The organism is Catenibacterium sp. GCM10023432 (genome assembly GCF_042651925.1).
In the GTDB taxonomy this organism is placed as follows: Bacteria; Bacillota_I; Bacilli_A; order Erysipelotrichales; family Coprobacillaceae; genus Catenibacterium; species Catenibacterium mitsuoka.
On sequence record NZ_JBHSEB010000046.1, the window covers coordinates 1 to 26802 of the forward strand.

The window sequence follows — 26802 nt, forward strand, 5'->3', positions numbered from 1 at the left end:
GAGTTTGATATTGACGTGTTTAGAATGCTTACTCTGAAATGTACATCAATGATAAAAGCATGCCCTCAGCCATATAAAGTATGTCCTACTAATATGCGATTTGACTATATGTCTAGAGAAGATCCCTGGTATGAGTTTAATTGCAGGATAGTTCGATTCAAAATCACTGAAGATACATATGAATGTATAATTACTAATCTTGATAGGACTGAATTCTCATCTGAAGACATCAAGGAACTATATAATAAACGCTGGGGTATAGAGACTTCTTTCAGACATGTAAAGTATGCAATAGGTTTGAATTCACATCACGCAAAGAAGAGAAAATATATAAAGCAGGAGATTTATATAAGTCTTACTCTTTATAATCTGATACAGAGACTTATAAGGAAGATAAAGATTAAAAAAAGAAACAAGAAATATATTTATCAGATTAATTTCACTAGAGCCTGTCATTTAGTAAGAAGTTTTCTAAACAAAAAAGATGGAAAAAATCCATCTTTAGAGAATCTGATAGCTAATGAAATCTTACCAATTCGCCCCGGTAGATCTCATAATAGAAACATCAAACGAAAGTCGTTCATATATTTTAACTACAGATTTGACTAGTCGGATAAATTATAAACCTTTTTGCGATGAAATAGAATATTTTTTAAAAAATCGTGAAAACGATACTTTTTTGGCTGCAATAAAATAAAAGTCAGAATAATATATCTGCTGATATATCATCTGACTTAAATTCTAGCATTATTAACTTAATGACATTGCCCCTAAGGGTGTTTTTTTTTACAGTAAATAGGCAAATGATTTATCAATAACTATATATAAAACTTTACTAAAATACTTTTTTTTATAAATAAAATGTGGTAGTATATTAAAAACTGAGGTGATTATTTATGAAAAACACAATTTTTTTCAACAATTTACACCATCACCATCGTGGTTCTAGTTAGGGTTATATCAATTAGATACAGCCCGTTTTGACATACAACTCAAAAAAACGGACACGAAACAATGACATAAGGGAACAGGTCATTGGACCTGTTCCTTTTTATATATAAGGGGGACATAACTTTGGAAGAATTTAAATATCTGATTCCTGAAGAAAGTAATGATGCAACTAGAATGGATGCTTCTTTAATGCGTACAATTGAAGGTCATTTAAGAAGGACATTCAATGCACATGACTACCAGGAACTATTATTACCTACATTTGAATATGCAGACTTGTTAAGTGGTTTTGGGACAAATGAAGAAACAATGTTTCAGTTCATTAACCATGAAGGAAAGCGTATCACTTTAAGAACTGACTTTACTGTACCTATTGCACGTATTTATAGTAACGCTCATACAGATGAAGTAAGACGTTATAGTTATTTTGGTAAGGTATATCGTACCCAGGCACGACATAAAGGTAGAAGTTCTGAATTGTTTCAGGGTGGTATTGAGTTGTTTGGTCTTCCAGGACGTGAGGGAGATCAGGAATGCTTATCACTTATTGAAGAAACAATGCAGAATATTGGTTTAAGTGATTTAAAACTAGAACTTGGTTCTGCAAAGTTCTATAAGCGTTTAATGGCTCTTGTAATGGATCGTTCTCTCACTGATATCTTAAAGAAAAAGAAAAGTTCTGATATGAAACATTTAGTAGAAGCACGTGATTTTGATGAAGATTTAAACAAACTCTTATTAATTCTTCCTAGTGCTTTTGGGGATATTAAGTGTTTAAGAGAAGTGAAAGAGATTGTGAAGGATGATGAACTTCTAGAGGCTATTGAAGAGATGGAATCATTGTATGAGTTCTCTAAGCATAAAGAGAATATTATCTTTGATTTATGTATGGTACCTGAGAGAAGTTATTATACAGGTATTATGATGAAGGGATTCTCTTATTATAGTGCCCATCCAATTCTCCAGGGAGGACGTTATGATCATTTGTTTGATCATTTCTATAAGAACGTACCTTCTATTGGATTCTCATATCATTTGAATAATGTATTGGATGCAATAGGAAAGGAGAATGAAGCCAATGATTAAGATTGCGATTACTAAAGGAAGAATAGAAAAGCAGGTATGTAAGTTATTACAGCAGCAGGGCTTTGATATGGATCCTATTTTTAATAAAGACCGTGAGTTATTAATAGAGACAAAGGATGGTATTTCAATGATCTTTGCGAAAGCAAATGATGTATTGACTTTCCTAGAACACGGTATTGTGGATGTTGGATTTGTCGGTAAGGATACTTTGGATGAATCTGATTTTGATGATTATTATGAGTTATTAGATTTAGAGATTGGTAAATGTTATTTTGCGTTAGCGGCTTATCCAGAATACCGCACAAAGACATTTAATCGTCGTAAACGTATTACTTCTAAATATACAAAGACCGCAAAAGAATACTTCGCATCTAAACAGGAGGATGTAGAAATTATTAAACTGGAAGGTTCTGTAGAGTTGGGACCCGTAGTTGGTTTATCTGATGCGATTGTAGATATTGTAGAAACAGGATCTACACTTAAGGCCAATGGTCTTGAAGTGATTGAAAAGATTTCAGATATTTCTACAAGAATGGTTGTGAATAAAGTGGCTTTAAAATATAAGAAGGATGAAATATTCAAACTAGTGGATGCACTAAAGAAGGGGGATCATTAAAGTGTTAAAAGAATTGATTTATAAAGGAAACTATGAAGAACTAGAAAATAAACTTCATACAAGAAAAACTGAAATATCTGAAGAAGTCAATAAGGCAGTCAGTGAGATCATTAATAATGTACGTGAAAATGGGGATGATGCATTAAAGGAATACTGTGCTAAGTTTGATGGTTTCCATGTCTCTAGAAAGGATGATTTCATCGTTTCTAAACAGGAAATCATGGATGCTATTACTAAGGTAGGTCCTGAATTCATGAAGATTCTAGAACGCACAAAGGATCAGATCACTGAATATCATAAGAACCAGATTGAAAAATCATGGACTATGTATAAGGATAATGGTGTTGTCATGGGACAATTAGTGCGTCCAATCGCAACAGTGGCTTTATATGTACCAGGTGGAACTGCTACTTATCCTTCTACTGTTATGATGAATGCTGTACCTGCAAAGCTTGCGGGTGTAGAAGATCTTTATATTATTACACCAGTAAAGAAGGATGGTAAGGTCTCTGATGTTATTTTAGCTGCTGCCTATGTGGCTGGTATCACTAAGATTTATAAATGTGGTGGGGCACAGGGTGTTGCCGCTGCTGCTTATGGAACAGATACAATTACGAAGGCAGATAAGATTGTAGGTCCAGGTAATATCTTTGTTGCAACTGCCAAGAAGTTATGTTATGGAGTCGTTGATATTGATATGATTGCCGGACCTAGTGAAATTCTTATTGTTGCTGATGAGAATGCAAATCCTAAATATATCGCAGCTGACTTAATGAGCCAGGCTGAACATGATAAGCTTGCCAGTGCGATTCTTATTACAACTTCAAAAGAATTAGTAAAGAATGTAGATGAAGAATTAGTTAGACAGGTAGAAGATTTACCTCGTAAAGACATCATCAAGTCTTCATTAGACAACTATGGTGGTGCTGTTATTGTAGATAGTATCAAGGAAGGCATTAACTTATCTAACAAGATTGCACCTGAACATTTAGAAGTATTAGTAGATAACCCACTAGAACAATTACCAAATATCAAGAACGCTGGTTCTATATTCTTAGGCGAATATACACCAGAACCATTAGGTGACTATATGAGTGGTACAAACCATGTATTACCAACAGGTGGTACTGCTAAGTTCTATAGTGCTTTAGGTGTTTATGATTTCATAAAGCATTCTGCTTTCAGCTATTATCCACAGGCAGTACTTGGTACATTCAAAGATGATATTATGAAGTTTGCACATCTAGAAGGTTTAGATGCACATGCTAATAGCATCAAGGTACGTTTTGAGGATTAATTTATGCGACAGGCAGAAATAGAAAGACAGACAAAAGAGACATATGTATATGTTTCTTTAAATATTGATGGTAAAGGAGAAGCAGATGTGGATACAGGTGTAGGGTTCATGGACCATATGCTTGAGCTTCTTGCTTTCCATGGTAATTTTGATTTAAAGGTGAGATGTAAGGGTGATCTACAGGTTGATTCTCATCATACTGTAGAAGACTTAGGGATTGTTTTAGGACAGTGCTTCAATAAAGCTTTAGGTGATAAGCGTGGTATTACCCGTTATGGTCATTTTACTATCCCTATGGATGAAGCACTTGTGACGACTGACTTAGATTTCAGTGGACGTCCTTATTTAGTTTTTAATGTAGAACTAGATAATATTCATCTAGGTAATTATGAAGTAGAAATGACAGAAGAATTCTTCCGAGCATTTGCCTATAACTGCTTCATGACTTTACATATTAATGAACATTATGGTAAGAATACACATCATATTATAGAGGCAATATTTAAATCTATGGCACGTGCCATCAAGGAGGCTGTCACAATTGATGAAGCCCACATTGGGCAGGTAGTATCAAGTAAAGGAGTGTTATAAAATGATTGCGATTATTGATTATCATGTAGGAAATCTTGGGTCAGTCACAAATGCCTGTAAAAGACAGGGTATGGATGTAGTTGTCACAAATGATCCTGAAGTTATTCGTCAGGCGGATGGCATTATTCTTCCAGGTGTTGGCGCATTTCCTGCAGCTATGAGTAATTTAGAAGCATGTCATCTTGTGCCTGTACTTAATGAAGTGAAGGACAAGGGAACACCAATACTTGGTATTTGTATTGGGATGCAGCTTTTATTTGAAGAAGGCAGTGAGAATGGATATACAAAAGGATTAGGATTCTTAAAAGGTTCTGTCGATAAGATGGAAGTCGATGCAAAACTTCCACATATGGGATGGAACCAGTTAGTTATTAAACAGTCTCATCCTTTATTAAAGTATGTAGAAGAAGGCGATTATGTCTACTTTGTACATTCATATAGTGCTCATTGTCCAGAAAATCAGATTGGAGCTTATGTGAATTATGGTGGTAAGAAGATTATTGCTTTTGTATATAAAGATAATGTCATGGGTACGCAGTTCCACCCTGAAAAGAGTGGAGAGATTGGTAAGAAAATCTTACGTGCCTTTAAGGAGTTGGTGTTATGATAGTTATTCCAGCCATTGATTTAAAAGATGGAGAAGCAGTCCGTCTTTATAAGGGTGATTACAATAAGAAAGTTGTTTATTCATCACATCCTGAAGAATTAGCAGCAGGATTTGAGAAGATGGGTGCAAAGTATCTCCATGTAGTCGATCTAGATGGTGCAAAAGATGCCCATGCAACTAATAAAGAAACAATTAAAAGAATACGTGCTGCTATTTCTATTCCCATGGAATTAGGAGGAGGTATTCGTGATATGGATACAGTCTCTATGTATTTAGATGAGATTGGGGTAGATCGTGTGATTCTTGGTACGGCTGCAATTAAGAATCCTGCTTTTCTTGATGAAGCATTAAAAAAGTATGGACCAGAAAGAATAGTCGTAGGGGTAGATGTAAGAGATAGAAAGGTCAGTATTGCCGGCTGGCTTGAAACAAGTGATGTAGATTATCTGACATTTATTCATCAACTAGAAGAGAGAGGTGTGAAATATATAGTATGTACGGACATCTCTAAGGATGGTACTCTCACAGGTCCTTCTTTCCCTCTTTATGAAGAAATACATGCTAATTCTAAGATTAACTTTGTAGTCTCTGGTGGTGTAAAAGATGATGAAGATGTCTATGAAGTCAATAAACGTGATTATTATGCTTGTATTGTAGGTAAGGCATATTATGAAGGGCGTATTAATCTAAAGGAGGTCATTGAAAATGCTGGCTAAAAGAATTATTCCCTGTCTAGATATTAAAGATGGGAAGGTTGTAAAAGGTGTTAATTTCGTTGGCCTGAAGGATGTTGGTGACCCAATTGAACTAGCAAAAGAATATGACCGTCAAAGTGCAGATGAAGTTGTCTTTCTAGACATTACTGCCACTTATGAAAATAGAGACATCATCAAGGACCTTATCCAAAGAGGGGCTGATGAACTTTCTATTCCACTATGTGTGGGCGGCGGTATTCGTACTGTCGAAGACTTTCGTATGATTCTTGCAGCAGGTGCAGATAAGGTATCTGTTAACTCAGCTGCCGTAAAGAATCCAAATATTATTAAGGAAGCCAGTGATGAGTTTGGTGTTCAATGTGTTGTTGTGGCAGTAGATGCGAAAGCACGAGAAGACCATTCTGGATGGGATGTCTATGTCGCAGGTGGACGTACAAATACTGGACTCGATTTAATAGAATGGGTTAAGAAATGTGAATCTCTTGGTGCGGGTGAAATACTTCTTACAAGTATGGATGCGGATGGAACAAGAGATGGATTTGATATTGATATGTTGAAGGCAGTAGTGGCAGCAGTCAATATTCCAGTTATCGCAAGTGGTGGCTGTGGGGGTAAAGAAGATATCGTAGATGTCTTTAAAGAAACAGACTGCGATGCTGCATTAGCTGCAAGTTTATTCCACTTTGGTGAAGCCACAGTGGATGAAGTTAAGGAATCCTGCGCACAGGCAGGTATTCCAGTAAGGAGAAATAAGTAATGAAACCAGATTTTGAGAAAATGAATGGTCTTGTACCTGCTGTTGTACAGGATGTCAAGACTAAACAGGTATTAATGCTTGCTTATGTGAATGAAGAAGCATATGAAAAGATGTTGGAAACAGGAGATACTTGGTTCTATTCACGTTCTAGAAATAAGCTATGGCATAAAGGGGAAGAATCAGGACATTTCCAGCATATTAAAGGTCTTTATTTGGATTGTGATTTAGATACAATCGTTATTTATGTAGAACAGGTTGGTGCTGCTTGTCATACAGGTTCTTATTCTTGCTTCTTTAATGAAGTGATTCCTTATGACAATAGTGATTTTGCGCATGAACTTTATGATCTTATTGAAGATAGAAAAGTACATCCAGTAGAAAAATCTTATACAAACTACTTATTAAATGAAGGTATTGATAAGATCTGCAAGAAGGTTGGAGAAGAAGCTACTGAAACAGTTATTGCAGCTAAGAATACATCTAAAGAAGATTTAATTGGTGAAATCGGTGATTTATATTATCATGTACTAGTCTTAATGAATGCCTATGGTTTAACTGTAGATGATGTTTTAGATAAATTAAAGGAAAGACATAAAGTGACAGGCAACAAAAAAGTATTCCATACAAGAGGAGAGATTTAATTCTCTCTTTTTTTTTGTTATAATCATTTAAGAGAGGTGTTTTTATGAAATTAGAAGAGTTATTAAATGGTTTTGAATATGAAATCATTGGGAATAAAGATGTAGATATTACAACATTAGTCTATGATTCGCGTAAGGTAGAAGAAGGCAGCTTATTTGTCTGTATGGTTGGTGCTGCTTTTAATGCACATGATTTTATTGATCAGGTGATTGAAAAGGGAGCCCATGCGATTGTGATTTCTCAGGATGTCCCTTTGAAAGAGGGGATGACTTATATTAGAGTCAAGGATACGCGTATTGCGTTGGCTTTATTATCTTGTTCTTATTTTAATTATCCTAGTAAAGAATTAAAGGTTGTTGGTATTACAGGGACTAAGGGTAAGACGAGTTCTTCATTAATGATCAAGTCTATTCTAGAACATGCAGGTAAGAAAGTTGGTATTATTGGGACAAATGGTACTTTTATTGGAGATATCCATGAACCTACAGCCAATACAACACCAGAATCTTATGAATTACAGCGTATCATGAGAAAGATGGTAGAACATGATTGTGAATATTGTGTCATGGAAGTATCAAGTCAGGCTTTAAAGATGAATCGTGTCGCTGGTATTGAATTTGATTATGGTGTCTTTACAAATATTTCACCTGATCATATTGGACCTAATGAACATAAGGATTTTGCAGAATATATGGCATGTAAGAAACATTTATTTGATTTCTGTCAGGTTGGTTTATTTAATAAGGATGATGAACATTTTGAAGAGTTCACAAAGGATGTTCCTTGCAAGGTATTAACATACAGTATTGAAAAAGACAGTGACCTTAAAGCTCTCCATATTGAACTTTATAATGAGAATGGTGAATTAGGTATTACCTTTGATACAAAGGGATTAATTAATGCCTCTTTTAAAGCTTCTATGCCAGGTAAGTTCAATGCTTATAATGCATTAGTCGCTATTATGATCTGTTATTTAATTGATGTCCCTACAAAGGATATACAAAATACATTACCACAGGTTCATGTATTAGGTAGAGGACAAGTCATGCATGTCTCACCTGATTATAGCGTATTAATCGATTATGCGCATAATGGTGTTTCTTTTGAAAGTATTATTTCTACTGTAGAACAATACAATCCTAATAAGTTAATTGTAGTTTATGGCAGTGGAGGAAAACGTTCTAAAACAAGAAGATATGAATCTGGTGAAGTAGTTGCAAAGCATGGTGGTTATTCTATCTTGACTGCAGATAACCCAAGAGGAGAAAAGATTGTAGATATCTGCAAGGACATCGTAGTGGGTATTGATAAGTATCATGGTGAATATACGATTATTCCTGATCGTAAAGAAGCCATCTATCATGCATTAGATATGGCTTGTAAAGGTGATGTTGTCTTATTACTTGGTAAAGGTCATGAAACTTATATGATAGGTGAAGATGAAGTGACACGCCATTTCTCTGAAACAGAAGTATTAGAGGAATATAAGAAGGAGCGTGGACTTAATGCGTAAGATTGATTATCATATGCATACACATTTTAGTGGGGATAGTGAAGCAAGTCCTCGTGAACATATTGAACAGGCAATTAGAATGGGATTAGATGAAATATGTTTTACTGATCACCGTGATTTTGATTATCCTATTGATACATTTGATCTCGATACAGATGCTTATTTCATGGAACTGAGTGCCTTGAAGAATGAATATGTAGATCGTATTACTATTAAGATTGGTGTAGAAGTTGGATTAGACATGGATCATATTGATGAAATCAACACTTTTGTAGCACAATGTCCTTTTGATTATGTTATTGGTTCTATTCATGTTATTCATCATACAGAATTCTATTATGGAGAATTCTTCAAGGGTAAAACAAAAGAAGAAGCACATAGAGAATTCTTTGAAGAAACATTAAAATGTGTACAGACATTTGACTGTTTCAACTGTTTAGGTCATTTAGACTATATTATGCGTTATGGTCCGTATGAGGATAAACATGTAGAACATGAGTTGTATCAGGATATTATTGATGAAATCTTAAAGACACTTATTCAAAAGGGTAAGGGTATTGAAGTCAATACATCAGGATATGCATTAAATAAGACATGCGGTTTCCCTAATTTTGATATTGTGAAGCGTTATAAAGAACTGGGTGGTACAATAATTACAGTGGGTACTGATTCTCATACAAGTGATCGTGTAGGAGAACATGTAGAAGATGTTTTAAAACATTATCATGATATTGGTTTTGAAGATGTAACTACATTCACAAAAAGAGTGAAAGATAATTAAGTCTATGTTATAATAGGCGAGATGGGAGAGATAAAGATGATAGAAATACTTACAAAAGATGATGTAGAAGAACTAAATGGCGAAAAAAATGATCAATACTACATTCCTGGTGAATTATTTAATGGGATGCAGTATAATCTTATAAGACTAGAAGTCAAATGGGCTTATGTGGCTGTATTAAATACATTATTGAATAAACCACATTATGATCAGGATAATAATGCCTATGTAAAAGATGATTCTCCTGCAATTATTGAGATGTTAGTTAAGATTGCGAATAAGAAAGTCAATGCCGCAAAGATTAAAGGCTATCTTGATGAGATGGATGAATTAGAACTTGTAAGACGTGAGGGAAGAAACGTTTACGTTAGAAAAATTGTTTCAATTTTTTAGAGAAAGGTTCCTTTCTCTTTTTTAATAGTTAAGGGGGAATATTTATGTATCATTTATTAATAAAGACATTTGTACGTGATTATAAGAATACAGAAGATGCACATGTAAGGGAACAATATGGAACAGTCTGTTCTATTATTTCTATAGTATGTAATATTATACTTGTAGTGTTTAAACTTATTTTTGGAACATTAGTTCATTCTGTTTCTATTGTTGCAGATGGTTACAACAACTTATCTGATGCAGGAAGTAACATTGCGACTTTCTTTGGCTTTAAGCTAGCCAATAAGCATCCTGATGCAGAACATCCATATGGTCATGGACGTTTTGAATATATTACAGGTTTAGGTATATCTTTTTTAATTATTTTAGTTGGTTTAATGAGTTTAAAGGATGCAGTCTTAAAACTCTTTAATCCAGAAGCAGTCAAGTTCAGTGTTCCTGCACTTATTGCTTTGATATTCTCAGTATTCGTTAAGATATGGATGGGTTACTTTAATCGTAAAGCAGGTAAAGAAATCAACTCAACCGCATTAGAAGCAGCTGCCCAGGATAGTATGAATGATGTCATGGCAACTTCTGCCACTATTGTGGCTCTAGTAGCTTCTTTAGTTACTGATCTACCAGTGGATAGTCTCATTGGTGCGGCAGTCTCTGTTGTTGTTGTCATTTCTGGCATCTCTATCGCAAAATCAACCATTGATCCACTTCTTGGTATTAAACCAGAACCAGAAACAATTAAAGAAATAGAAGACTATTTGATGAGTTATGACTGTGTTATGGGTGTTCATGACTTGATGATGCATGATTATGGCCCAGGACGTCGTTATTTAACTGTTCATTGTGAAGTAGATGCTTCTATAGATATGATGACAACGCATGATGAAATAGATAATATTGAACGTGCAATGATGGAGAAATTTCATATCCTTACTACAATTCATATGGATCCTATTGATATCCATGATACACTCACAAATGAATTAAGAGATAAAATGACTAGTATTGTAGAATCTATTGATTCATCACTTTCTATCCATGACTTTAGAATAGTGAGAGGTCCTACACATACTAATCTTGTCTTTGATGTATTAATGAAGGATGATAAATATAGTAAGAAGGAACTTAATAAATTAATTACTTCTAAGGTCAAAGAAATGAATACAACATACTATTGTGTGATTAATTTCGAATATTCATTTGTCTAGAAGTGTACAACCATAGTAAGAAATGTTAAAATCTTAATAGATAATTAACAATAATTTCATATATATATTCGAGGTGATTTAAGTGAAAAAAGCAAGTAAGATTATTACAGGATTTAACAAAGGGGAATACAAAGCTCTGATCAAGGATCTTTATACAGAAGATGCCAGACTTACAAAGCAGAAAAATCGTTATGTCGCTGCTTTGAAAAAATTCATTGAATTATATGGTGATGAAGAAGTAGAAATCTATAGTGCACCAGGACGTAGTGAAATCTGTGGTATGCATACAGATCATCAGCATGGTAAGATGCTTGCATGTGCTGTAAACCGTGATATTATTGCGGTTGTAACACCTACAGATGACAATGTTGTAAGACTTGTGTCTGAAGGATTCCCAGATATTCGCCCTATTACAATTAGTAAAACAGGATTAAGGTTAGCTTTTGATGAACAGGGTACAACTGAATCTTTAATTAAAGGTATTGTGTCTCAGTTCCAGAAACTAGGTTATGAAGTAGGCGGTTTTAAAGCTTATATTACAAGTGAAGTACCACTTTATTCAGGTATGTCATCAAGTGCTGCAATAGAAGTTCTTCTTGCCACTATTCTTAATGGTTTATACAATAGTGGTTCAATTAACTCATTAATTATTGCACAGATTGCACAGTATGCTGAAAATATCTATTTTGGTAAGCCATGTGGTTTAATGGACCAGGCAGCTTGTGCGATTGGTGGCTTAATTAAGATTGATTTCAAGGATCCTAGGAAACCACTTATTAAGAAACAGATGATCAAGTTTGAACAGTTCAATCATTCTTTATGTATTGTAGATACTAAAGATGTACCAGCTAACTTAACGAAAGAATATCGTGCCATTATTGAAGAAATGAGATCAGTAGCCAAATATTTTGGTAAAGAATTCTTAAGAGAAGTAGATGAAAATGAATTCTATGATCATATTATTCCAATGCGTAAAGTATGTTCAGATAGAGCTATCTTACGTGCAATGCATTTCTATAGTGAAGAAAAGCGTGTGAATAAAGAATTAAAGGCACTAAGAGATGGTAACTTTAATGAATTTAAGATCCAGGTGAAGCGTTCTGGTAATAGTTCATTTGAATATTTACAGAATGTTTATTCTTCAAAAGATCCTTCTCATCAGAACATTTCTCTCGCAATCTGTATGAGTGAAAAGATTCTAAAAGATAAGGGTGTAGTAAGAGTACATGGCCCTGGTTTTGAAGGGACTATCCAGGTATTTGTTGAAAATGATTATGCAAGAAAGTATAAGAATGAAATAGAAAAGTATATGGGTAAACATTGTTGTTATGTCACTCATATCAGACAGCAGGGCGCTATGAAAGTCATCTAAACGATGACTTTTTTTGTACTAGTTTTTACATCATAAGGCTTTAGATTTAACATAAAAAATGATAAAATGGCAAAGGGCTTTTATATATACAAGGAGGGTGAATAACATGGATAAGATGACAAAAGAACATCTTACTAGTCTCTTAATAAATGGGACTTCAGAACAGATTCAGGAAGCGATAGACGATATTCACCCCGCGGATATTCTTGATGTATTACAGGATCATCATAGTCAGTTAAATAATATTCTTTCTAAACTTCCAAATGATATTATTGCGGATGTTATTGAGGAAGAAGAGGATGAAGATGAACAGTATGAAATCCTTAAAACATTCCTTAAAGATCGTCAGAGTGCTATCCTAGATGAGATGAGTGATGATGAATTAGCCGATTTGATTGGTGAACTAGATGATCCAGAAGAACGTGCAGATGTATTATCTAAATTAGACATAGAGGATAAGACACATATTGAGAGCCTGTTGAAATATGATCCAAGCACTGCTGGTGGTATCATGACAACAGAATTCATTTCTATTAAAGCGAATAATACAGTATTAAAGACATTGGAGTTCTTACAGACTCAGGTTGAAGAAGATACAACCTATTACTTATATGTTTTAGATAAAGAAAAGGTATTAAAAGGTGTTATTTCATTAAGAGATATTGTATCTTCTCCTTTCGATACACCAATCATGGATATTGTGAATCCTAATGTAAAAACAGTAGATATTAATATGGACCAGGAAGAAGTGGCTAAGAAGTTTATGAAATATGGCTTCTATATGATGCCAGTTGTAGATTCAGAGTATCATATGCTTGGTGTGATTGAAATTGATGATGTTATGGATGTCATGGAAGAAGAAACAACAGAAGATATCAACTTAATGGCTGGTATGAGTGGTGAAGAACGTGTAGATTCTACGGTATTAGAATCCGCAAAAAGCCGTATTCCTTGGCTTATTGTCAACTTATTTACAGCTGTTATGGCTGCTGCAGTTGTTGCTAATTTTGAATCTACTATTGCGAAAGTTGTCTCTTTATCTTCAGTTATGTCCATTGTTACTGGAATGGGTGGTAATGCAGGTACACAATCACTTACTATCTTATGTCGTGGTTTATCTTTGGGTGAAGTGGATAAAGACAATGCCTTCCAGATTTTCTGTAAAGAAATTACAGTTGGCTTATTATCAGGTATTGTGATTGGTATTATTGTCGCATTTGGTGCCTGGTGGTTTGCTAGTAACCCATGGTTTGGTTTAGTCGCAGGTTTGGCTATGATCTTAAATATGCTTGCAGCTAATATTGCGGGTTATTTAGTACCAGTTATCTTAAAACGTTTAAATATCGATCCAGCACTTGCATCAGGTGTATTTGTCACAACGGTGACAGACTGTATGGGCTTTTTCTTCTTTTTAGGTCTTGCCACATTATTCCTTCCTTTGTTAATATAAGAGATGGAGGATATGGTTATGGAACATTTTACTTATAAGACTAAAGGAACTTGTGCAACTGCTATTGATTTTGACTTAGAAGGTCACACAATTCATAACGTTGTATTTACTAGAGGATGTAATGGTAACTTAAAAGCCATTGGTAAACTTGTAGAAGGTAAAGAAGCAGAAGAAATCGTAGCTATTCTAGAAGGCAATACTTGTGGTATGAAAAATACATCTTGTGCAGATCAGTTTGCACATGCATTAAAAGAAGCAATCAAATAATTAAAAAGGCAGAGAAATCTGCCTTTTAGTGTGCACAATAATCACCTAGAATGACTGCACTTAGTCCAAGTACTATACTTAGAACTATATAAATTATTGCAAGAGTTGTATTGCCATTCTTATGTAAAGTAAAGGATTCTAACGTAAATGTAGAGAAGGTAGTAAATCCCCCACATAATCCTGTTTTAAGTAGTAAAACTAAGTGGGGATTCATAGACTTCTTTAAAGCTATTGTGCTAATAAAACCTATTAAGAATGCACCGAGAATATTAATAAATAAAGTCAGTAATGGAAATCCATGTGTTGTCTTTAAAGGAATCAAACCGAATAAATAACGTAGTACTGAACCTATAAAACCACCCATACCGACATATAAACATGCTGTCATAGACTTTCCTCCTTTTTCATGTATTATAAAATAGATGGAAGAGAGAATCAAAGGTGTTATAATACAAAAATAGAGGTGGTATTATGTTGAAAATTACTTATATAACTCATAGCAGTTTCTTTATAGAAACAGATCGTACATGCTTGTTATTTGATTATTATACAGGGACTATTCCAAAAGTGCCTGTTGGTAAGAAACTTTATGTCTTTGCAAGTCATAGACATGGTGATCATTATTCTAAGAAGATTTTTGACTTAAAGAATGAATACAAAGATGTTCATTATTTACTATCTAGTGATATAGAGAAAATAGAAGATGATTCTATTTCTTATTTAAAGGATGATATTGTTTATTATGATTCTAATATAGAAGTAAGTACTTATTTATCAAATGATGAAGGTATTGCGTTTATGGTACAAGTAGATGGTTATACTCTTTATCATGCAGGAGATCTCAATAACTGGGATTGGGTTGGGGAAGATAAAGAGTGGCTTGATTGGCAGAAGAACCTTTATCATACAGAACTAGAAAAGATGAAGGACTTTGATATAGATGTAGCCTTTATTCCTTTAGATCCTCGTCTAGAAGATAATTATCATGAAGGTGTTACAGACTTCTTAAAAGTATGTCATACGCGTTATATTGTCCCGATGCATTGTTGGAATAAATATGATGTCATTGAAAGATTTATAGAAGAACATGGTCATAAAGAACAGGTTCTTGCATTTACACAAGAAGGAGAAATTATGGATGTCAAAATATAAAATACTTTGGGTTATTCCCCTCTTTTTTATAATTTCTATATGTGGTGTTCTCTATTTTCAGAAAAATATATCAAATGAGATGTCTCGCTTTGAGATTGCCTATATTAATAATCATTTGATTATTCCTGATAGCCAGGAAATCATTGAAAAGGGCTATCCTAAAAATGAATCAGGGCAGACTTATGGTCCTGATTTATCAGACTATGTAGGTAGTGTTCCTGATCTCATTCTTGCAGAAAGTGAAGAAGGGATTAAAGGTTATTTAAAGAAAACAGACAAGGATTCTATCACATCATCGTCACGTACATTACCACTCTATTTACAGGATGGTCAGACAAAGATTGCAGAACTGACACTCAAAACAAAATAATTTCCCAGGAAAAGGAGGAAAATCATGACACTCAATCAATTACGTTATGTCGTCATGGTAGCACAGACAGGAAGCATTACTCAGGCGGCTAAAAGACTATTTATCTCACAGCCTTCTCTTACAAATGCGATTAAAGAATTAGAAAGCGAAATGCATATCACAATATTTAGACGTACCAATAAAGGTGTTATTGTATCTAGAGAAGGAGAAACATTCTTAAGTTATGCTAGACAGGTATTGGATCAAGCTGATCTACTTGAAGAACGCTATATGAATGATAAACACCAAAGTCCTCATTTTAGTGTATCCTGCCAACATTATTCATTTGCAGTTAATGCCTTTGTAGATGTTATTAGACAGTTTGGTGTTAACCAATATGATTTTACATTAAGAGAAACAGAGACACATGAAATTATCGAAGATGTTTCTACTATGAAAAGTGAAATAGGTGTTCTTTATACATGCCCTAAGAATGAAGAAGTCATCATGAAGATGATCAGACAGAATAACTTAGAATTTAAAGAACTATTTGTCGCAAAACCTCATGTCTTTATTTCTTATCACCATCCTCTTGCTTATAAGAAGACATTAACTCTTAAAGACTTAGAAGATTATCCCTATCTTTCTTTTGAACAGGGAGAATATAATTCTTTCTATTTCTCAGAAGAAGTATTAAGTACATTGGATAGAAAGAGAAACATTAAGGTAAGAGACCGTGCGACACTCTTTAACTTATTGATAGGTTTAAATGGTTATACAGTATCTACTGGTATTATCTCTAAAGAATTGAATGGGGAAACAATTATTTCTGTTCCTTTATTAGTGGATGAAATTATGAAAGTAGGCACTATTACACAAAAGAATATGATACTTTCACGTTATGGAGAAGCCTATATGGAGGCACTAAAAAAGCATATATAATGATGATCTCTTGATTTTACTACTTAAATATTACTAGTGATATTCTTGCTTTTTTTAATTTTTGGTGTAAAATACTACCAACATCACAAGTGTGATGTTGAAGGAGGTAAGACTCATGTTGAAACGTTATTTAGAGAAACTGATCTCTTTTGGTTGTAGTCTTCAGGATGTCCCTCGCGTTGATGTTAGTTATGAAATGCCAGAAGGTCAGAACTATCATTTAGTGAAATATATATCAGGAAATCAAGGATGCTTATATGTTGATATCGATGCTTTCAAGAAGGAAAATCAAAAATCCTTATTTGCGTTATTTATAGAATTAAGACGTTATTATCAGGATTATACAAATATGAAACAACCTCATGATCTTGAATATGTTATCGATGCCAATGCCTTTGCGGTTATGGTTATGAAGGTCTACTTTGGTGTAGATTCTCCAGTTAATCATGATCTACCAATGATAAGAGTGATGCAAGCATCACATCGTCTCTCACAACAATTAAATATCAAGTAAAAAGAGTGGCCGTGGCCACTCTTTTCTTAAGGATTGTAAGGATATGTTTTTTTAGTTACTAGTTAGTAGTAACTAACTAGAAATTATCATACATATAGGGTAAATGCAATAAATATATTAAATCAATTTTTCTGGTCACTTTACTTGTTTAATAACTATAGTTATGCTAGAGTAACCGTGGTTAGAGAGGTCTAACTTGGAGGTAAACAATGAATAAATATCTAATTGAGAAAGTATATGGACGTGAAATTATTGATTCTCGTGGGAATCCTACAGTAGAAGCAGAAGTGACACTTGCGGATGGTACAGTAGGACGTGCTGCAAGCCCTAGTGGTGCTTCTACAGGTGAATTTGAAGCATTAGAACTAAGAGATAACGATCCTAAGAAGTTTGGTGGTAAAGGTGTTTCTAAGGCAGTCGAACATGTGAATAATGAAATTGCGAAAGCAGTCATTGGTGCAGATGCAAGAGATACATATCATGTTGATAAACTAATGATTGAAGCAGATGGTACAGAAGATAAATCTAACTTTGGTGCCAATGCGATTTTAGCTGTTTCTTTAGCGGCTGCTCAGGCTGCTGCTAAGAGTGAAGGTATTTCTTTATACCGTTTCATTGGTGGTGTGAATGCGAATAAGCTTCCTGTCCCAATGATGAATATCTTAAATGGTGGTGCTCATGCAACTAATACTGTAGATGTACAGGAATTCATGATCATGCCAGTAGGTGCTGATAGCTTTAAAGATGCTTTAAGAATGGCGACTGAAGTATTCCATGCACTACAGTCATTATTAAAATCTAAGGGACTCGCTACTTCAGTAGGTGATGAAGGCGGATTTGCGCCAGACTTATCAACTGATGAAGAGACAATTGAAACTATTCTAGAAGCAGTTAAGAATGCAGGCTATGAACCAGGTAAAGACTTTGTACTTGGAATTGATGCTGCATCAAGTGAATGGAAGACTGATAAGAAAGGCTTCTATAAATTACCTAAGTCAGGTAAGACTTATACATCTGCAGAGTTAATTGCACATTGGAATTCTTTAGTTGAAAAGTATCCAATCTATTCATTAGAAGATGGTTTAGATGAAGAAGACTGGGAAGGCTGGACACTTATGACTCAGGAATTAGGAGATAAAGTGCAGCTTGTAGGTGACGATTTATTCGTTACTAATACTAAACGTTTATCTAAGGGTATTGAATTAAAAGCGGGTAATTCTATCCTTATTAAGTTAAACCAGATTGGTACTCTTTCTGAAACATTAGAAGCCATTAAGATGGCACATAACGCAAACATGACAGCCATCGTATCTCATCGTTCAGGCGAAACAGAAGATACAACTATTGCGGATTTAGCTGTTGCACTCAATGCAGGTCAAATCAAGACGGGTGCTCCTAGTAGAAGTGAAAGAGTGGCTAAATACAATCAGTTACTTCGTATTGAAGAAGCTTTAGGTGATAGTGCAGTTTATCCAGGTATTAAGACATTCAAGTTCAATAAGTAAGGCAGAGAAATCTGCCTTTTTTATTTCTCTTTTAATTCGTTTGTGTTATGATATATGAACATATTTTCGGGGGAATTATTATGAAACATTTTAAAAGAGGAGTACTTCTCACTTTAATTGGTGGAACATGCTGGGGATTTTCAGGTGCAAGCGGACAGTTCTTATTTACTCATTATCAAGCCAATCCTATGTGGCTCACATCTATGCGTATGTGTTTTGCAGGATTATTGATTACACTATTTGGCGCATTGACACAAAAAGAAGCGATGAAACGTTTAGTAAGTCAAAAGAAAGACTTGCTTAAAACATTTGGTTTTGGTTTTGTTTTAATGTTGTGTCAGTTTACTTATTTACAGGCTATTAATACATCTAATGCGGGAACGGCTACAGTATTACAGTATCTTTCACCAATTTATATCATGATCTTCGTTTGTCTTACATCGAAGAGATTACCAAATAAGATTGAAGCGTTATGTATTGTTTTAGCCTTAGGTGGTGCCTTTGTGATTGCGACACATGGTCGTTTAAATGGCTTAGCACTTACTCCAACAGGATTATTCTGGGGAATATTCTGTGGTTTTACAGCTGCTGCATATTCTATCTATCCTAAGCGTCTGATGGCAGTCTATGGTAGTGTACCAGTCACAGGTATTGGAATGTTATTTGGTGGTATTGTGCTATTATGTGCAGGCAAGACATGGACTCTTGTACCTGCATTAGACTTAGCTGGAGTACTTGTGACAATAGGTATAATAGTCATTGGTACAGCAGTTGCCTTTACATTGTATTTACAGGGAGTTGTAGATATTGGACCAGTCAAAGCAAGTATGATTGCAAGCATTGAACCTGTTTCAGCTACATTATTTGCCTTTGTATGGTTATCTACATCGTTTAAGGGTATTGATCTTGTTGGTTTTGCGATGATTCTTGTGACAATCTTCTTATTAGCTCTTCCTAGTGATCAAGTATCAAATTCATAACTATTACATATATTTTGTAATATAATAGTATTAGGGAGTGGTTATTATGAAGAAGTTAAAGAAGGGGATTCCATTTCTCATTTATATGATGATTTGGTCTTTGTATATATTATTTGCCTGGTCAAGAACACATCCAGGACAGATTATTGAAGTGTCATTGTTTATTTTATATTTAGTATTGCCTGCATCCGCTTTTATTATATCAGTACTCTATGGTCAGTCAGATCATCGTGCTATTTACTTACTTACATTATTCTTTGGTATGATGGAGCTACTTGGCTGTTATCTTAGCTTTATTCATGTATCATTAACTGGTATAGAAAAGATTCTTGCACCAAGTTCAGAAATTGTATTATATGGTGTATTTCCATCATTGCTTGGAATAATGATTGGACAATATATAAACAAACAGAACCGCTACAATATCTAGCGGTTCTTTCTTATAGTTCTTTATCGTTAAGAATAGAGATTGTACTTCTATATGAGATGATTAAGACAATGAGTACAATGAAGGCATATATTCCAATGAGTAGGAATGCTGAAATTTGACTCATCAACATGCCTACTGAAGTTGCACCACTTGCGGCTGCAAGAAATAAAACAAGCATCAACATTAAGACAATAATAGTTGCCTTTTCACGACCGTATTTCATCATTACGGGAATCGTGATAGAAATATATATGAATGCGGAAAAGAGCATGGCAAACTGGACAATCACTGCTTCTAAGTTAATATGAGCTGCGGAACTTATAAGGAATGCAATGAGCCATGATATGAATGTAACAGTGAGTGCATAGATATATTTCTCTAAACAGTACTCTTTCTTGCTGAAAGGCAGGGCAAAGAGATATCTCATCTCATTGTGATACATATCATAAGAAAATGAATTGAAGACAAGTCCTGTTCCCATGAATGTAAGATAACTAGAAATATACGCAAATCCAGAATTTGCATAAGCCATAATCAGACAGATTACAACAATCATTACAATATACTTTATTTGAGATTTAAGTAATAATAAATCTTTTTTGAGTAGTCCTTTCATAAGCGTTCACCTTTCAATAGAACAGGAATCATAGTATCAATATGATTCTGTTCTATTACAATTGTAGGATAGTTTTCACTATAGAACTGTCTTTCATTTGTAAGACAGGAATAACCAAATGGTTCTTTCATTACTTCCAGCAGATAATCTTTATCTAAGTTTTCATAATCTTCTTTAGATACCTTTAACACGCCATATTGAGACAGAAGTGTATCCATTTCTTCATGCATGATGATCTGCCCATGATCAATTACATAAAGATCATCACATAATGATTCTAAATCACTCGATATATGAGAAGAAATAAGAATAGTACAATCTTCCTGTTCCATGTAATCTCTCAGTATATCAAGTATTTCATCTCTAGTAAGAACATCAAGTCCAGCAGTTGGTTCATCTAAGATCAGTAACTGTGCATGATGTGTTAATGCAATAATGATATTGAGTTTTGCTTTCATACCTGTAGAGAATGTACGAACCTTCTTATCTAAAGGGATATTAAAACGCTGACAATAAGAATGAAACAAATCGTCGTCAAAACGTTTATAAGTACATTTAAGAATACTGATTATATCGGATACAGTAAAGAATTCACTGAATCCTGTTTCACTTAATACGACACCAATATCCTGTTTATCAGGTATCTGTATGTTTCCTTCATCAATAGGGTTAATACCAAGAATACTTTTAAATAATGTACTTTTACCAGCACCATTCATTCCTATAATTCCAGTAATAATACCTTTAGGAATATTTAAACTACACTCAAGAGTAAATGAGCCATAACTCTTTTTTAAATGATTAATGTGAATCATAAATATCCTCCATAACAAGAGATAACATGTCCTGCATTTCCTGATAAGTAATACCAGAACATTTCCCTTTTTCTATTGCACGAGATAATAGTTCTTCTGTTTCTTTTAAACAATTTTCTTTTACTTCATTTTGAGAAACCTCTAATACATAGCTTCCTTTTCCATGAACAGTTGTTGTATAGCCTTCTTTTTCCAAGAAATCATAGGCTTTCTTCACAGTTAAAGCACTGATTTTTAATTCTTTAGATAAAGCACGTACTGAAGGGAGTGCTTCATTAGGAGATAACTGATTAGAGAGTATTGCTTCTTTAATGGCTTCTACAATTTGTTCATATATAGGAATCATTGACGAATGATTAATGATAATATGCATATCTCTTCCTCCTATAAACAGTATATAACAGTATATAACACTGTGCAATATAAAATTCAAATTTTGAAAATAATAAGCATAATCTTATAATATTTGATAGTATACTCTTGAAAACAAGGAGGACATAATGATGAGTTTTAGAGAAGACTTTTATTGGGGTGGCGCAACTGCGGCCAACCAGCTAGAAGGTGGATGGCAGGAAGGTGGAAAAGGTATTTCCTGTCCTGACGTATGTACTGGAGGAACAGCAACAGTAAGTAAACGCATTACACCAGTATTAGAAGAAGGTACTTTTTATCCTTCACATGATGCGATTGATCATTATCATCGTTTTAAAGAAGATATCGCATTATTTGCAGAAATGGGATTCAAGATGTATCGTTTCTCAATTGCATGGACTAGAATCTTCCCTAATGGAGATGAAGAAACACCTAATGAAGCAGGTTTAAAGTTCTATGAAGAATTAATTGATGAATGTCGTAAATATAATATTGAACCATTAATTACTATTTCCCATTATGAAGTACCATTTAACTTAACTAAGAAATGGAATGCCTGGGCGGATCGTCGTATGATTGACTGTTACTTAAACTTCTGTAAAGCAATTTTTACTAGATATAAAGGTAAGGTAAAATACTGGTTGACTTTCAATGAAATCAACTCAGCGACTACACCAATGGGTGGTTTCTTATCACAGGGTATTTTAAATGAAATCAAGACAATGAATTTCATGGAACAGGTAGATAATCCTCAGAATCGTTTCCAGGGATTACATCATCAGTTTGTGGCAAGTGCACTTGCAGTTAAAATGGCTCATGAAATTGATCCTAACTATCAGGTAGGATGTATGCAGATTATGGCCACTAGCTATGGTTTGACATGTGATCCGCATGATCAGATTGTGAACCAGGAAAAGAATCATTTAATGAACTGGTTCTGTTCAGACGTACAGTGCCGTGGTGCTTATCCAAACTATATTAAGAGATACTTTAAAGAAAATAATATCAACATCGTTATGGAAGAAGGCGATGAAGATATCTTAAAGGCTGGTCCAGTTGATTTCTATACATGTTCTTATTATATGTCTAATTGTCAGACAGCAGATAAGAGTAAAGAAGCAGGTTCAGGTAATATCCTAGGTGGTGTACCAAACCCATATCTTAAAGCAAGTGACTGGGGTTGGCAGATTGACCCAATCGGTTTAAGATATTCATTAAATGAAATCTGGGATCGTTATCAGAAACCAATCTTTGTCGTAGAAAATGGCTTAGGTGCATATGACAAGATTGATGAAGATGGTAAAGTACGTGATGACTATCGTATTGATTACTTAAGAAGTCATATTGAACAGATGCATGAAGCAGTATTAGATGGTGTTGATTTAAGAGGTTATACTCCTTGGGGATGTATTGACTTAGTATCAGCTTCTACTGGTGAAATGGCTAAACGTTATGGTTTCATCTTTGTAGAAAGATATGATGATGGGACAGGTGACTTCTCTAGACGTAGAAAAGAATCATTCTACTGGTATCAGAAGGTCATCAAAACAAATGGGGAAGATTTAAAATAATATGAAAAAGAAGGACTATGAATTTTATAGTCCTTCTTTAATGTTTATGTCTTTTTTGTTTGACTGAATTACCTTCTTCAGGTCCTTTGAAATCTACAAGAGATCCTAAATCACAGACTTTAAATCCAGCTTTGACTAATTTTCTTGCACCTTCATGTGCAGTCCCAGCTGCAAGGGCATAAACATAATATATTGCAGTAGGATCAAGATCTTTTTTTGCATGCTGATCAATTAATCTTGCAGGATAACATTGTGCATCAACTGGATGTCTGACATCAAACTTTAAATCATCATCTACACATAGTAGAATAATATTCATATTATTTTGAAATTCTTCATAAGCATGATTGATTTCTAGTGTTTGTACTGCTTCTTTACGTTTAAAAAACATAGACTCACCTCACTTATACAATAATATCATTTTCTTATGCATTTTACTATTGCTTTTTAGAAATTGGTATGGTAATATAAACAAGCAGTCTAACTTAGGGGCTTGGTCCAATGGTAGAACATCGGTCTCCAAAACCGTTGATACGGGTTCGATTCCTGTAGCCCCTGCCATCTGTAAACAACGAACATTAATTTGTTCGTTTTTTTTTATTTAATTTTATGTTTATTTATTTAATACCCCTGTCATTGTGGTATAATATAGTTATGAAAGGGGTTACAATTTATGGCAAAAACTTTAGCATGTATCGTAACAGATCCAGTAGGCTTATATGCGACACCTGCAATGGATCTTATCGAAGTCGCAAAGACTTTCGACAGTGACTTTACCTTAACTTATTCAGGTAAAACCGTAAATCTTAAATCGACGATGGGTGTTCTTTCATTAGGTATTCCAACAAAGGCAAAGATTGTGATTACTGCCGATGGAGACGATGAAGAAACAGCTATTGAAGCAGTACATGAAAAAATGAAAGAATTAGGTATTATCGGATAAAGAATGCATGATGCATTCTTTTTCTTTTTTATGTATAATAGGCGTAAGGAGTTGATGGTATGAAACCGATGATGTGTTTTGATGTGGATGGTACTATTAGAGGCACGACAGATGAACATATAGTATATGATTCGACGATTCTTGCACTTAAGAAATTAAAGGAAGCAGGATATCCGATCGTTGTTTCAACAGGAAGAGGAAGAGACTCTTTCTTACGTACTGGTATACAGGATATTGCCGACTGGGATGGATTTGTGTTTAATAACGGTCAGTTGATTACAGATGGGAAAGGCAATGTAATCAATGTCCATCATTTTAAGAATGAGGATGTTATTCGCACAATTGCGAAAGCAGATGAATTGAATCTTGCAGTCACTTTAAAAAAGGAACATCGTATTATCACAAAGGAACCAGATGAGTATGTCTTAGAGACACAGCGTTATTTTGGAAACCAGATCGGTCCTGTAGAAAAGTATAACGGGACAGATCTTGTAGATATGATGATTATCTATGGTCCTAAAGGGTGGGACTATAAACCATTTCTTGATTTAGAAGGTATTTCTGTATTGCCAGGCTTATCCTGCTTTGCGGATGTTGCCATTGCAGGTGTATCTAAAGCAACAGGTATTATGGAATTAGGAAAGGTATTGGGTAGTGATCATTATGTATGTTTTGGTGATTCACAGAATGATATAGAAATGATGAAGCATGCCTCAACATCAATTTGTATGGGTAATGGTGATGCAATGACTAAAGCGGAAGCAGATTATGTAACTGCAGACATTGATGATGATGGTATTTATAAAGCTTGTATTCATTTTGGATATATAAAGGAGTAGAGGAAAATGACATTAAAAGAAGCATATGAAACAGGTAGAGATTTAGATGTGTATGTAGATAGTGAAATGGCTGATCAGGATTCACATAGTTTTGATGATTTATGGCAGTCTATTTATGATATTGTACAGGTTGCAGTAGGGGGTATTGTAGAAGAAGATCCTGAAGAATTAAAAAAAGCCATTGAATGGCTTAAGGAAACACAGGATAAAACAGAAGCCTATAAGACTTTAGATATCCCATTTGAGGTAGAGTAATGAAAGTAGTAGATATGCATTGTGATACACTTTATGAGATGGAAAAGAATCACCTCTCATTAAGTGAAAATAATTTAAATATTGATTTAAAAAAGATGGAAGAAGGAGATTATCTTTTACAGAACTTCGCAATCTTTACTGAACTAAAGAAAACAGCTGATCCAGTCGATCATGTGATGAAATGTATTGATTATTTCTATCAAGAAATGAGAAAGAATAAGGACAAGATCCAGCCAGTTACAACTTATGATGAAATCATGGAGAATACACATAATGGTGTTATGAGTGCGCTGCTTACTATTGAAGAAGGGGCAGTTATTCATGAAGATTTGTCTTATTTAAGAAACTATTATCGTTTAGGTGTACGTATGGTGGCCTTAAGCTGGAACCATGTCAATGGACTCACATATCCTAACTTTGATATGAATGATGATACATATGGTTATCATACATATGATGATGTTCATGGTCTCACTGATGCAGGAAAAGCCTATATTAAAGAGATGGAAGATCTCGGTATGATTATTGATGTGTCTCATATGTCAGATAGATGTTTCTATGATGTGTTAGATGTTGTCAAGAAGCCTTTTGTGGCATCTCATTCTAATGCACGAGCTGTATGTCCTCATGCTCGTAATATGAGTGATGATATGATTTTAAAACTTGCACATCGTGGTGGTGTTATGGGGCTTAACTATGCTGCTGGTTTCTTAGGTGAGAATGCGGAAAAGTCACGCATTGAAGATATGGTGAAGCATATTCTTTATATCAAGGACTTAGCAGGTATTGATTGTATTGGCTTAGGTTCTGATTTTGATGGTATTTCACAAAATCTAGAAATGAAAAATGCGTCTTATTTACCTCGATTAGAAAAGGCATTGAGAGACGCAGGATTGACAACTGAAGAAATTGAAAAAGTCTTTTATAAAAACGTATTACGCGTTTATAGAGAAGTCTTGAAATAGAAAAAATGACAGGCCGTATATGATGGGGAAGCCTGTCATTTTTCTTTTAATAACTTTTTGGGGGAGAAGTTATGTAGTCACTTGGGAGTATCCGTGAACTACGTATATCAATATAATGGAGAATTGTGAACGTAATATGAATACAGTTAATATTTATGTAAAATAGTGCACATGTCTTTCTTTTTTTAATTCTGAAAATATTATATAATAATATACATAAATAACATGAAGGAGAGAAAGTGTGAAACAAAAATCAATCAAAACGTATAAAAAAAGACGAACTTAAAAACAAGTTTGAATAATTTAG

33 protein-coding genes and 1 tRNA gene are annotated in these 26802 nt (G+C 34.3%); 29 read left to right on the top strand and 5 right to left on the bottom strand.

Annotated elements, in window-relative coordinates; translation table 11 throughout:
- Nucleotides 1-108: 108 nt before the first annotated feature.
- The 16 genes from ACFOZZ_RS06955 to ACFOZZ_RS07030 all read left to right on the top strand — a co-directional run bounded on the left by ACFOZZ_RS06955 (nucleotide 109) and on the right by ACFOZZ_RS07030 (nucleotide 14247).
- Entirely contained in the window at nucleotides 109-609 is a 501-nt protein-coding gene (locus tag ACFOZZ_RS06955) for a transposase (protein ID WP_376814957.1), read from the top strand.
- A gap of 465 nt (nucleotides 610-1074) precedes the next feature.
- Nucleotides 1075-2037 (top strand): ATP phosphoribosyltransferase regulatory subunit, encoded by a 963-nt coding sequence (locus tag ACFOZZ_RS06960; protein WP_329967445.1) that lies wholly within the window; start codon nucleotides 1075-1077, stop codon nucleotides 2035-2037.
- A complete protein-coding gene (hisG, locus tag ACFOZZ_RS06965) occupies nucleotides 2030-2653 on the top strand; it encodes an ATP phosphoribosyltransferase (protein WP_055233264.1) in 624 nt (207 codons plus the stop codon). The genes ACFOZZ_RS06960 and hisG overlap by 8 nt, the downstream gene beginning before the upstream one ends.
- A 1-nt stretch (nucleotide 2654) precedes the next feature.
- Nucleotides 2655-3950 carry a histidinol dehydrogenase gene (hisD, locus tag ACFOZZ_RS06970; protein WP_278598007.1) on the top strand — a complete coding sequence of 432 codons (1296 nt, stop codon included), beginning with the start codon at nucleotides 2655-2657 and terminating at the stop codon, nucleotides 3948-3950.
- A gap of 3 nt (nucleotides 3951-3953) precedes the next feature.
- Nucleotides 3954-4541: an imidazoleglycerol-phosphate dehydratase HisB gene (gene hisB / locus ACFOZZ_RS06975; RefSeq protein ID WP_022425668.1), complete on the top strand. Its 588-nt coding sequence runs from the start codon at nucleotides 3954-3956 to the stop codon at nucleotides 4539-4541.
- A 1-nt stretch (nucleotide 4542) separates the two neighbouring features.
- On the top strand, nucleotides 4543-5148 hold the full coding sequence (gene hisH, locus ACFOZZ_RS06980) for an imidazole glycerol phosphate synthase subunit HisH (RefSeq protein ID WP_376814952.1): 606 nt from the start codon (nucleotides 4543-4545) through the stop codon (nucleotides 5146-5148).
- Nucleotides 5145-5864: a 1-(5-phosphoribosyl)-5-[(5-phosphoribosylamino)methylideneamino]imidazole-4-carboxamide isomerase gene (gene hisA, locus ACFOZZ_RS06985; protein ID WP_376814953.1), complete on the top strand. Its 720-nt coding sequence runs from the start codon at nucleotides 5145-5147 to the stop codon at nucleotides 5862-5864. Before hisH ends, hisA begins: the two co-directional genes overlap by 4 nt.
- Entirely contained in the window at nucleotides 5854-6621 is a 768-nt protein-coding gene (gene hisF / locus ACFOZZ_RS06990; RefSeq protein ID WP_022425665.1) for an imidazole glycerol phosphate synthase subunit HisF, read from the top strand. The genes hisA and hisF overlap by 11 nt, the downstream gene beginning before the upstream one ends.
- On the top strand, nucleotides 6621-7262 hold the full coding sequence (hisIE, locus tag ACFOZZ_RS06995; protein ID WP_006506050.1) for a bifunctional phosphoribosyl-AMP cyclohydrolase/phosphoribosyl-ATP diphosphatase HisIE: 642 nt from the start codon (nucleotides 6621-6623) through the stop codon (nucleotides 7260-7262). The genes hisF and hisIE overlap by 1 nt, the downstream gene beginning before the upstream one ends.
- 44 nt (nucleotides 7263-7306) lie before the next feature.
- Nucleotides 7307-8776 carry a UDP-N-acetylmuramoyl-L-alanyl-D-glutamate--2,6-diaminopimelate ligase gene (locus ACFOZZ_RS07000; RefSeq protein ID WP_055233259.1) on the top strand — a complete coding sequence of 490 codons (1470 nt, stop codon included), beginning with the start codon at nucleotides 7307-7309 and terminating at the stop codon, nucleotides 8774-8776.
- On the top strand, nucleotides 8769-9557 hold the full coding sequence (locus ACFOZZ_RS07005) for a histidinol-phosphatase HisJ family protein (protein ID WP_278860337.1): 789 nt from the start codon (nucleotides 8769-8771) through the stop codon (nucleotides 9555-9557). Before ACFOZZ_RS07000 ends, ACFOZZ_RS07005 begins: the two co-directional genes overlap by 8 nt.
- A gap of 36 nt (nucleotides 9558-9593) precedes the next feature.
- On the top strand, nucleotides 9594-9950 hold the full coding sequence (locus ACFOZZ_RS07010; RefSeq protein ID WP_055233257.1) for a hypothetical protein: 357 nt from the start codon (nucleotides 9594-9596) through the stop codon (nucleotides 9948-9950).
- 44 nt (nucleotides 9951-9994) lie between these two features.
- On the top strand, nucleotides 9995-11158 hold the full coding sequence (locus tag ACFOZZ_RS07015) for a cation diffusion facilitator family transporter (RefSeq protein WP_055233256.1): 1164 nt from the start codon (nucleotides 9995-9997) through the stop codon (nucleotides 11156-11158).
- 82 nt (nucleotides 11159-11240) lie between these two features.
- Nucleotides 11241-12530, top strand: a complete 1290-nt coding sequence (locus ACFOZZ_RS07020; RefSeq protein WP_278779300.1) for a galactokinase — start codon at nucleotides 11241-11243, stop codon at nucleotides 12528-12530.
- A gap of 106 nt (nucleotides 12531-12636) precedes the next feature.
- Nucleotides 12637-13980 carry a magnesium transporter gene (gene mgtE, locus ACFOZZ_RS07025; protein ID WP_279067610.1) on the top strand — a complete coding sequence of 448 codons (1344 nt, stop codon included), beginning with the start codon at nucleotides 12637-12639 and terminating at the stop codon, nucleotides 13978-13980.
- A gap of 18 nt (nucleotides 13981-13998) precedes the next feature.
- Complete coding sequence (locus tag ACFOZZ_RS07030) at nucleotides 13999-14247, top strand: TIGR03905 family TSCPD domain-containing protein (protein WP_040389980.1); 249 nt, start codon at nucleotides 13999-14001, stop codon at nucleotides 14245-14247.
- 25 nt (nucleotides 14248-14272) lie between these two features.
- On the opposite strand, the gene crcB is transcribed toward ACFOZZ_RS07030, so the two are convergent.
- Nucleotides 14273-14635, bottom strand: a complete 363-nt coding sequence (gene crcB / locus ACFOZZ_RS07035; RefSeq protein ID WP_055233253.1) for a fluoride efflux transporter CrcB — start codon at nucleotides 14633-14635, stop codon at nucleotides 14273-14275.
- Nucleotides 14636-14718: 83 nt separating this feature from the next.
- Here crcB and ACFOZZ_RS07040 point away from each other — a divergent pair, with 83 nt between their 5' ends.
- The 7 genes from ACFOZZ_RS07040 (at nucleotide 14719) to ACFOZZ_RS07070 (ending at nucleotide 20119) form a co-directional block, all read left to right on the top strand.
- The gene (locus ACFOZZ_RS07040) at nucleotides 14719-15399 is read left to right on the top strand and encodes an MBL fold metallo-hydrolase (RefSeq protein ID WP_376814954.1); all 681 of its coding nucleotides are present in this window, start codon (nucleotides 14719-14721) and stop codon (nucleotides 15397-15399) included.
- Nucleotides 15386-15769 (top strand): hypothetical protein, encoded by a 384-nt coding sequence (locus ACFOZZ_RS07045; protein WP_055289653.1) that lies wholly within the window; start codon nucleotides 15386-15388, stop codon nucleotides 15767-15769. Before ACFOZZ_RS07040 ends, ACFOZZ_RS07045 begins: the two co-directional genes overlap by 14 nt.
- Before the next feature lie 24 nt (nucleotides 15770-15793).
- Nucleotides 15794-16690 carry a LysR family transcriptional regulator gene (locus tag ACFOZZ_RS07050; RefSeq protein ID WP_022424431.1) on the top strand — a complete coding sequence of 299 codons (897 nt, stop codon included), beginning with the start codon at nucleotides 15794-15796 and terminating at the stop codon, nucleotides 16688-16690.
- Between the two features lie 115 nt (nucleotides 16691-16805).
- Nucleotides 16806-17204 carry a hypothetical protein gene (locus tag ACFOZZ_RS07055; RefSeq protein WP_376814955.1) on the top strand — a complete coding sequence of 133 codons (399 nt, stop codon included), beginning with the start codon at nucleotides 16806-16808 and terminating at the stop codon, nucleotides 17202-17204.
- Nucleotides 17205-17413: 209 nt separating this feature from the next.
- Nucleotides 17414-18709, top strand: a complete 1296-nt coding sequence (eno, locus tag ACFOZZ_RS07060; protein ID WP_278779312.1) for a phosphopyruvate hydratase — start codon at nucleotides 17414-17416, stop codon at nucleotides 18707-18709.
- A gap of 80 nt (nucleotides 18710-18789) precedes the next feature.
- Nucleotides 18790-19689, top strand: a complete 900-nt coding sequence (locus ACFOZZ_RS07065; protein WP_278779314.1) for a DMT family transporter — start codon at nucleotides 18790-18792, stop codon at nucleotides 19687-19689.
- A gap of 46 nt (nucleotides 19690-19735) precedes the next feature.
- The gene (locus ACFOZZ_RS07070; protein WP_278779316.1) at nucleotides 19736-20119 is read left to right on the top strand and encodes a hypothetical protein; all 384 of its coding nucleotides are present in this window, start codon (nucleotides 19736-19738) and stop codon (nucleotides 20117-20119) included.
- Nucleotides 20120-20129: 10 nt separating this feature from the next.
- On the opposite strand, the gene ACFOZZ_RS07075 is transcribed toward ACFOZZ_RS07070, so the two are convergent.
- The 3 genes from ACFOZZ_RS07075 to ACFOZZ_RS07085 are packed head-to-tail and all read right to left on the bottom strand — an operon-like array spanning nucleotide 20130 to nucleotide 21923.
- On the bottom strand, nucleotides 20130-20735 hold the full coding sequence (locus ACFOZZ_RS07075) for an ABC-2 transporter permease (protein WP_376814956.1): 606 nt from the start codon (nucleotides 20733-20735) through the stop codon (nucleotides 20130-20132).
- On the bottom strand, nucleotides 20732-21550 hold the full coding sequence (locus ACFOZZ_RS07080) for an ABC transporter ATP-binding protein (protein WP_279067456.1): 819 nt from the start codon (nucleotides 21548-21550) through the stop codon (nucleotides 20732-20734). Before ACFOZZ_RS07080 ends, ACFOZZ_RS07075 begins: the two co-directional genes overlap by 4 nt.
- On the bottom strand, nucleotides 21537-21923 hold the full coding sequence (locus ACFOZZ_RS07085) for a GntR family transcriptional regulator (protein WP_055234906.1): 387 nt from the start codon (nucleotides 21921-21923) through the stop codon (nucleotides 21537-21539). Before ACFOZZ_RS07085 ends, ACFOZZ_RS07080 begins: the two co-directional genes overlap by 14 nt.
- A 130-nt stretch (nucleotides 21924-22053) precedes the next feature.
- Here ACFOZZ_RS07085 and ACFOZZ_RS07090 point away from each other — a divergent pair, with 130 nt between their 5' ends.
- Nucleotides 22054-23493: a glycoside hydrolase family 1 protein gene (locus tag ACFOZZ_RS07090; RefSeq protein WP_376814958.1), complete on the top strand. Its 1440-nt coding sequence runs from the start codon at nucleotides 22054-22056 to the stop codon at nucleotides 23491-23493.
- Nucleotides 23494-23530: 37 nt separating this feature from the next.
- Here the strand turns inward: ACFOZZ_RS07090 and ACFOZZ_RS07095 are convergent, their stop codons facing one another.
- The gene (locus ACFOZZ_RS07095) at nucleotides 23531-23884 is read right to left on the bottom strand and encodes a hypothetical protein (RefSeq protein WP_055234910.1); all 354 of its coding nucleotides are present in this window, start codon (nucleotides 23882-23884) and stop codon (nucleotides 23531-23533) included.
- A gap of 96 nt (nucleotides 23885-23980) precedes the next feature.
- Between ACFOZZ_RS07095 and ACFOZZ_RS07100 the strand changes: the two genes are divergently transcribed.
- From ACFOZZ_RS07100 to ACFOZZ_RS07120, 5 genes are all read left to right on the top strand, one after another.
- Nucleotides 23981-24054: transfer RNA gene (locus ACFOZZ_RS07100), tRNA-Trp, on the top strand.
- Nucleotides 24055-24166: 112 nt separating this feature from the next.
- Nucleotides 24167-24436 (top strand): HPr family phosphocarrier protein, encoded by a 270-nt coding sequence (locus ACFOZZ_RS07105; protein ID WP_055233652.1) that lies wholly within the window; start codon nucleotides 24167-24169, stop codon nucleotides 24434-24436.
- Between the two features lie 59 nt (nucleotides 24437-24495).
- On the top strand, nucleotides 24496-25275 hold the full coding sequence (locus ACFOZZ_RS07110; protein WP_055233653.1) for an HAD family hydrolase: 780 nt from the start codon (nucleotides 24496-24498) through the stop codon (nucleotides 25273-25275).
- A gap of 6 nt (nucleotides 25276-25281) precedes the next feature.
- Nucleotides 25282-25530: a hypothetical protein gene (locus ACFOZZ_RS07115; RefSeq protein ID WP_055233654.1), complete on the top strand. Its 249-nt coding sequence runs from the start codon at nucleotides 25282-25284 to the stop codon at nucleotides 25528-25530.
- Nucleotides 25530-26495: a dipeptidase gene (locus tag ACFOZZ_RS07120; protein WP_055233655.1), complete on the top strand. Its 966-nt coding sequence runs from the start codon at nucleotides 25530-25532 to the stop codon at nucleotides 26493-26495. Before ACFOZZ_RS07115 ends, ACFOZZ_RS07120 begins: the two co-directional genes overlap by 1 nt.
- Nucleotides 26496-26802: the final 307 nt, after the last annotated feature.

Bases quoted from the DNA above. Each gene is read 5' to 3' on its own strand.
- ACFOZZ_RS07110 (WP_055233653.1), top strand. From the start codon at position 24,496: ATGAAACCGATGATGTGTTTTGATGTGGATGGTACTATTAGAGGCACG.
- ACFOZZ_RS07120 (WP_055233655.1), top strand. From the start codon at position 25,530: ATGAAAGTAGTAGATATGCATTGTGATACACTTTATGAGATGGAAAAG.
- ACFOZZ_RS06955 (WP_376814957.1), top strand. From the start codon at position 109: ATGTCTAGAGAAGATCCCTGGTATGAGTTTAATTGCAGGATAGTTCGA.
- crcB (WP_055233253.1), bottom strand. From the start codon at position 14,635: ATGACAGCATGTTTATATGTCGGTATGGGTGGTTTTATAGGTTCAGTA.
- ACFOZZ_RS07115 (WP_055233654.1), top strand. From the start codon at position 25,282: ATGACATTAAAAGAAGCATATGAAACAGGTAGAGATTTAGATGTGTAT.
- ACFOZZ_RS07080 (WP_279067456.1), bottom strand. From the start codon at position 21,550: ATGATTCACATTAATCATTTAAAAAAGAGTTATGGCTCATTTACTCTT.
- ACFOZZ_RS07030 (WP_040389980.1), top strand. From the start codon at position 13,999: ATGGAACATTTTACTTATAAGACTAAAGGAACTTGTGCAACTGCTATT.
- ACFOZZ_RS07090 (WP_376814958.1), top strand. From the start codon at position 22,054: ATGAGTTTTAGAGAAGACTTTTATTGGGGTGGCGCAACTGCGGCCAAC.
- ACFOZZ_RS07010 (WP_055233257.1), top strand. From the start codon at position 9,594: ATGATAGAAATACTTACAAAAGATGATGTAGAAGAACTAAATGGCGAA.
- ACFOZZ_RS07085 (WP_055234906.1), bottom strand. From the start codon at position 21,923: ATGCATATTATCATTAATCATTCGTCAATGATTCCTATATATGAACAA.
- hisH (WP_376814952.1), top strand. From the start codon at position 4,543: ATGATTGCGATTATTGATTATCATGTAGGAAATCTTGGGTCAGTCACA.
- ACFOZZ_RS07105 (WP_055233652.1), top strand. From the start codon at position 24,167: ATGGCAAAAACTTTAGCATGTATCGTAACAGATCCAGTAGGCTTATAT.
- hisG (WP_055233264.1), top strand. From the start codon at position 2,030: ATGATTAAGATTGCGATTACTAAAGGAAGAATAGAAAAGCAGGTATGT.
- eno (WP_278779312.1), top strand. From the start codon at position 17,414: ATGAATAAATATCTAATTGAGAAAGTATATGGACGTGAAATTATTGAT.
- ACFOZZ_RS07045 (WP_055289653.1), top strand. From the start codon at position 15,386: ATGTCAAAATATAAAATACTTTGGGTTATTCCCCTCTTTTTTATAATT.
- ACFOZZ_RS07000 (WP_055233259.1), top strand. From the start codon at position 7,307: ATGAAATTAGAAGAGTTATTAAATGGTTTTGAATATGAAATCATTGGG.
- ACFOZZ_RS07005 (WP_278860337.1), top strand. From the start codon at position 8,769: ATGCGTAAGATTGATTATCATATGCATACACATTTTAGTGGGGATAGT.
- ACFOZZ_RS07055 (WP_376814955.1), top strand. From the start codon at position 16,806: ATGTTGAAACGTTATTTAGAGAAACTGATCTCTTTTGGTTGTAGTCTT.
- hisB (WP_022425668.1), top strand. From the start codon at position 3,954: ATGCGACAGGCAGAAATAGAAAGACAGACAAAAGAGACATATGTATAT.
- ACFOZZ_RS07050 (WP_022424431.1), top strand. From the start codon at position 15,794: ATGACACTCAATCAATTACGTTATGTCGTCATGGTAGCACAGACAGGA.
- hisF (WP_022425665.1), top strand. From the start codon at position 5,854: ATGCTGGCTAAAAGAATTATTCCCTGTCTAGATATTAAAGATGGGAAG.
- hisIE (WP_006506050.1), top strand. From the start codon at position 6,621: ATGAAACCAGATTTTGAGAAAATGAATGGTCTTGTACCTGCTGTTGTA.
- ACFOZZ_RS07015 (WP_055233256.1), top strand. From the start codon at position 9,995: ATGTATCATTTATTAATAAAGACATTTGTACGTGATTATAAGAATACA.
- hisA (WP_376814953.1), top strand. From the start codon at position 5,145: ATGATAGTTATTCCAGCCATTGATTTAAAAGATGGAGAAGCAGTCCGT.
- ACFOZZ_RS07075 (WP_376814956.1), bottom strand. From the start codon at position 20,735: ATGAAAGGACTACTCAAAAAAGATTTATTATTACTTAAATCTCAAATA.
- ACFOZZ_RS07065 (WP_278779314.1), top strand. From the start codon at position 18,790: ATGAAACATTTTAAAAGAGGAGTACTTCTCACTTTAATTGGTGGAACA.
- mgtE (WP_279067610.1), top strand. From the start codon at position 12,637: ATGGATAAGATGACAAAAGAACATCTTACTAGTCTCTTAATAAATGGG.
- ACFOZZ_RS07070 (WP_278779316.1), top strand. From the start codon at position 19,736: ATGAAGAAGTTAAAGAAGGGGATTCCATTTCTCATTTATATGATGATT.
- ACFOZZ_RS07040 (WP_376814954.1), top strand. From the start codon at position 14,719: ATGTTGAAAATTACTTATATAACTCATAGCAGTTTCTTTATAGAAACA.
- ACFOZZ_RS07095 (WP_055234910.1), bottom strand. From the start codon at position 23,884: ATGTTTTTTAAACGTAAAGAAGCAGTACAAACACTAGAAATCAATCAT.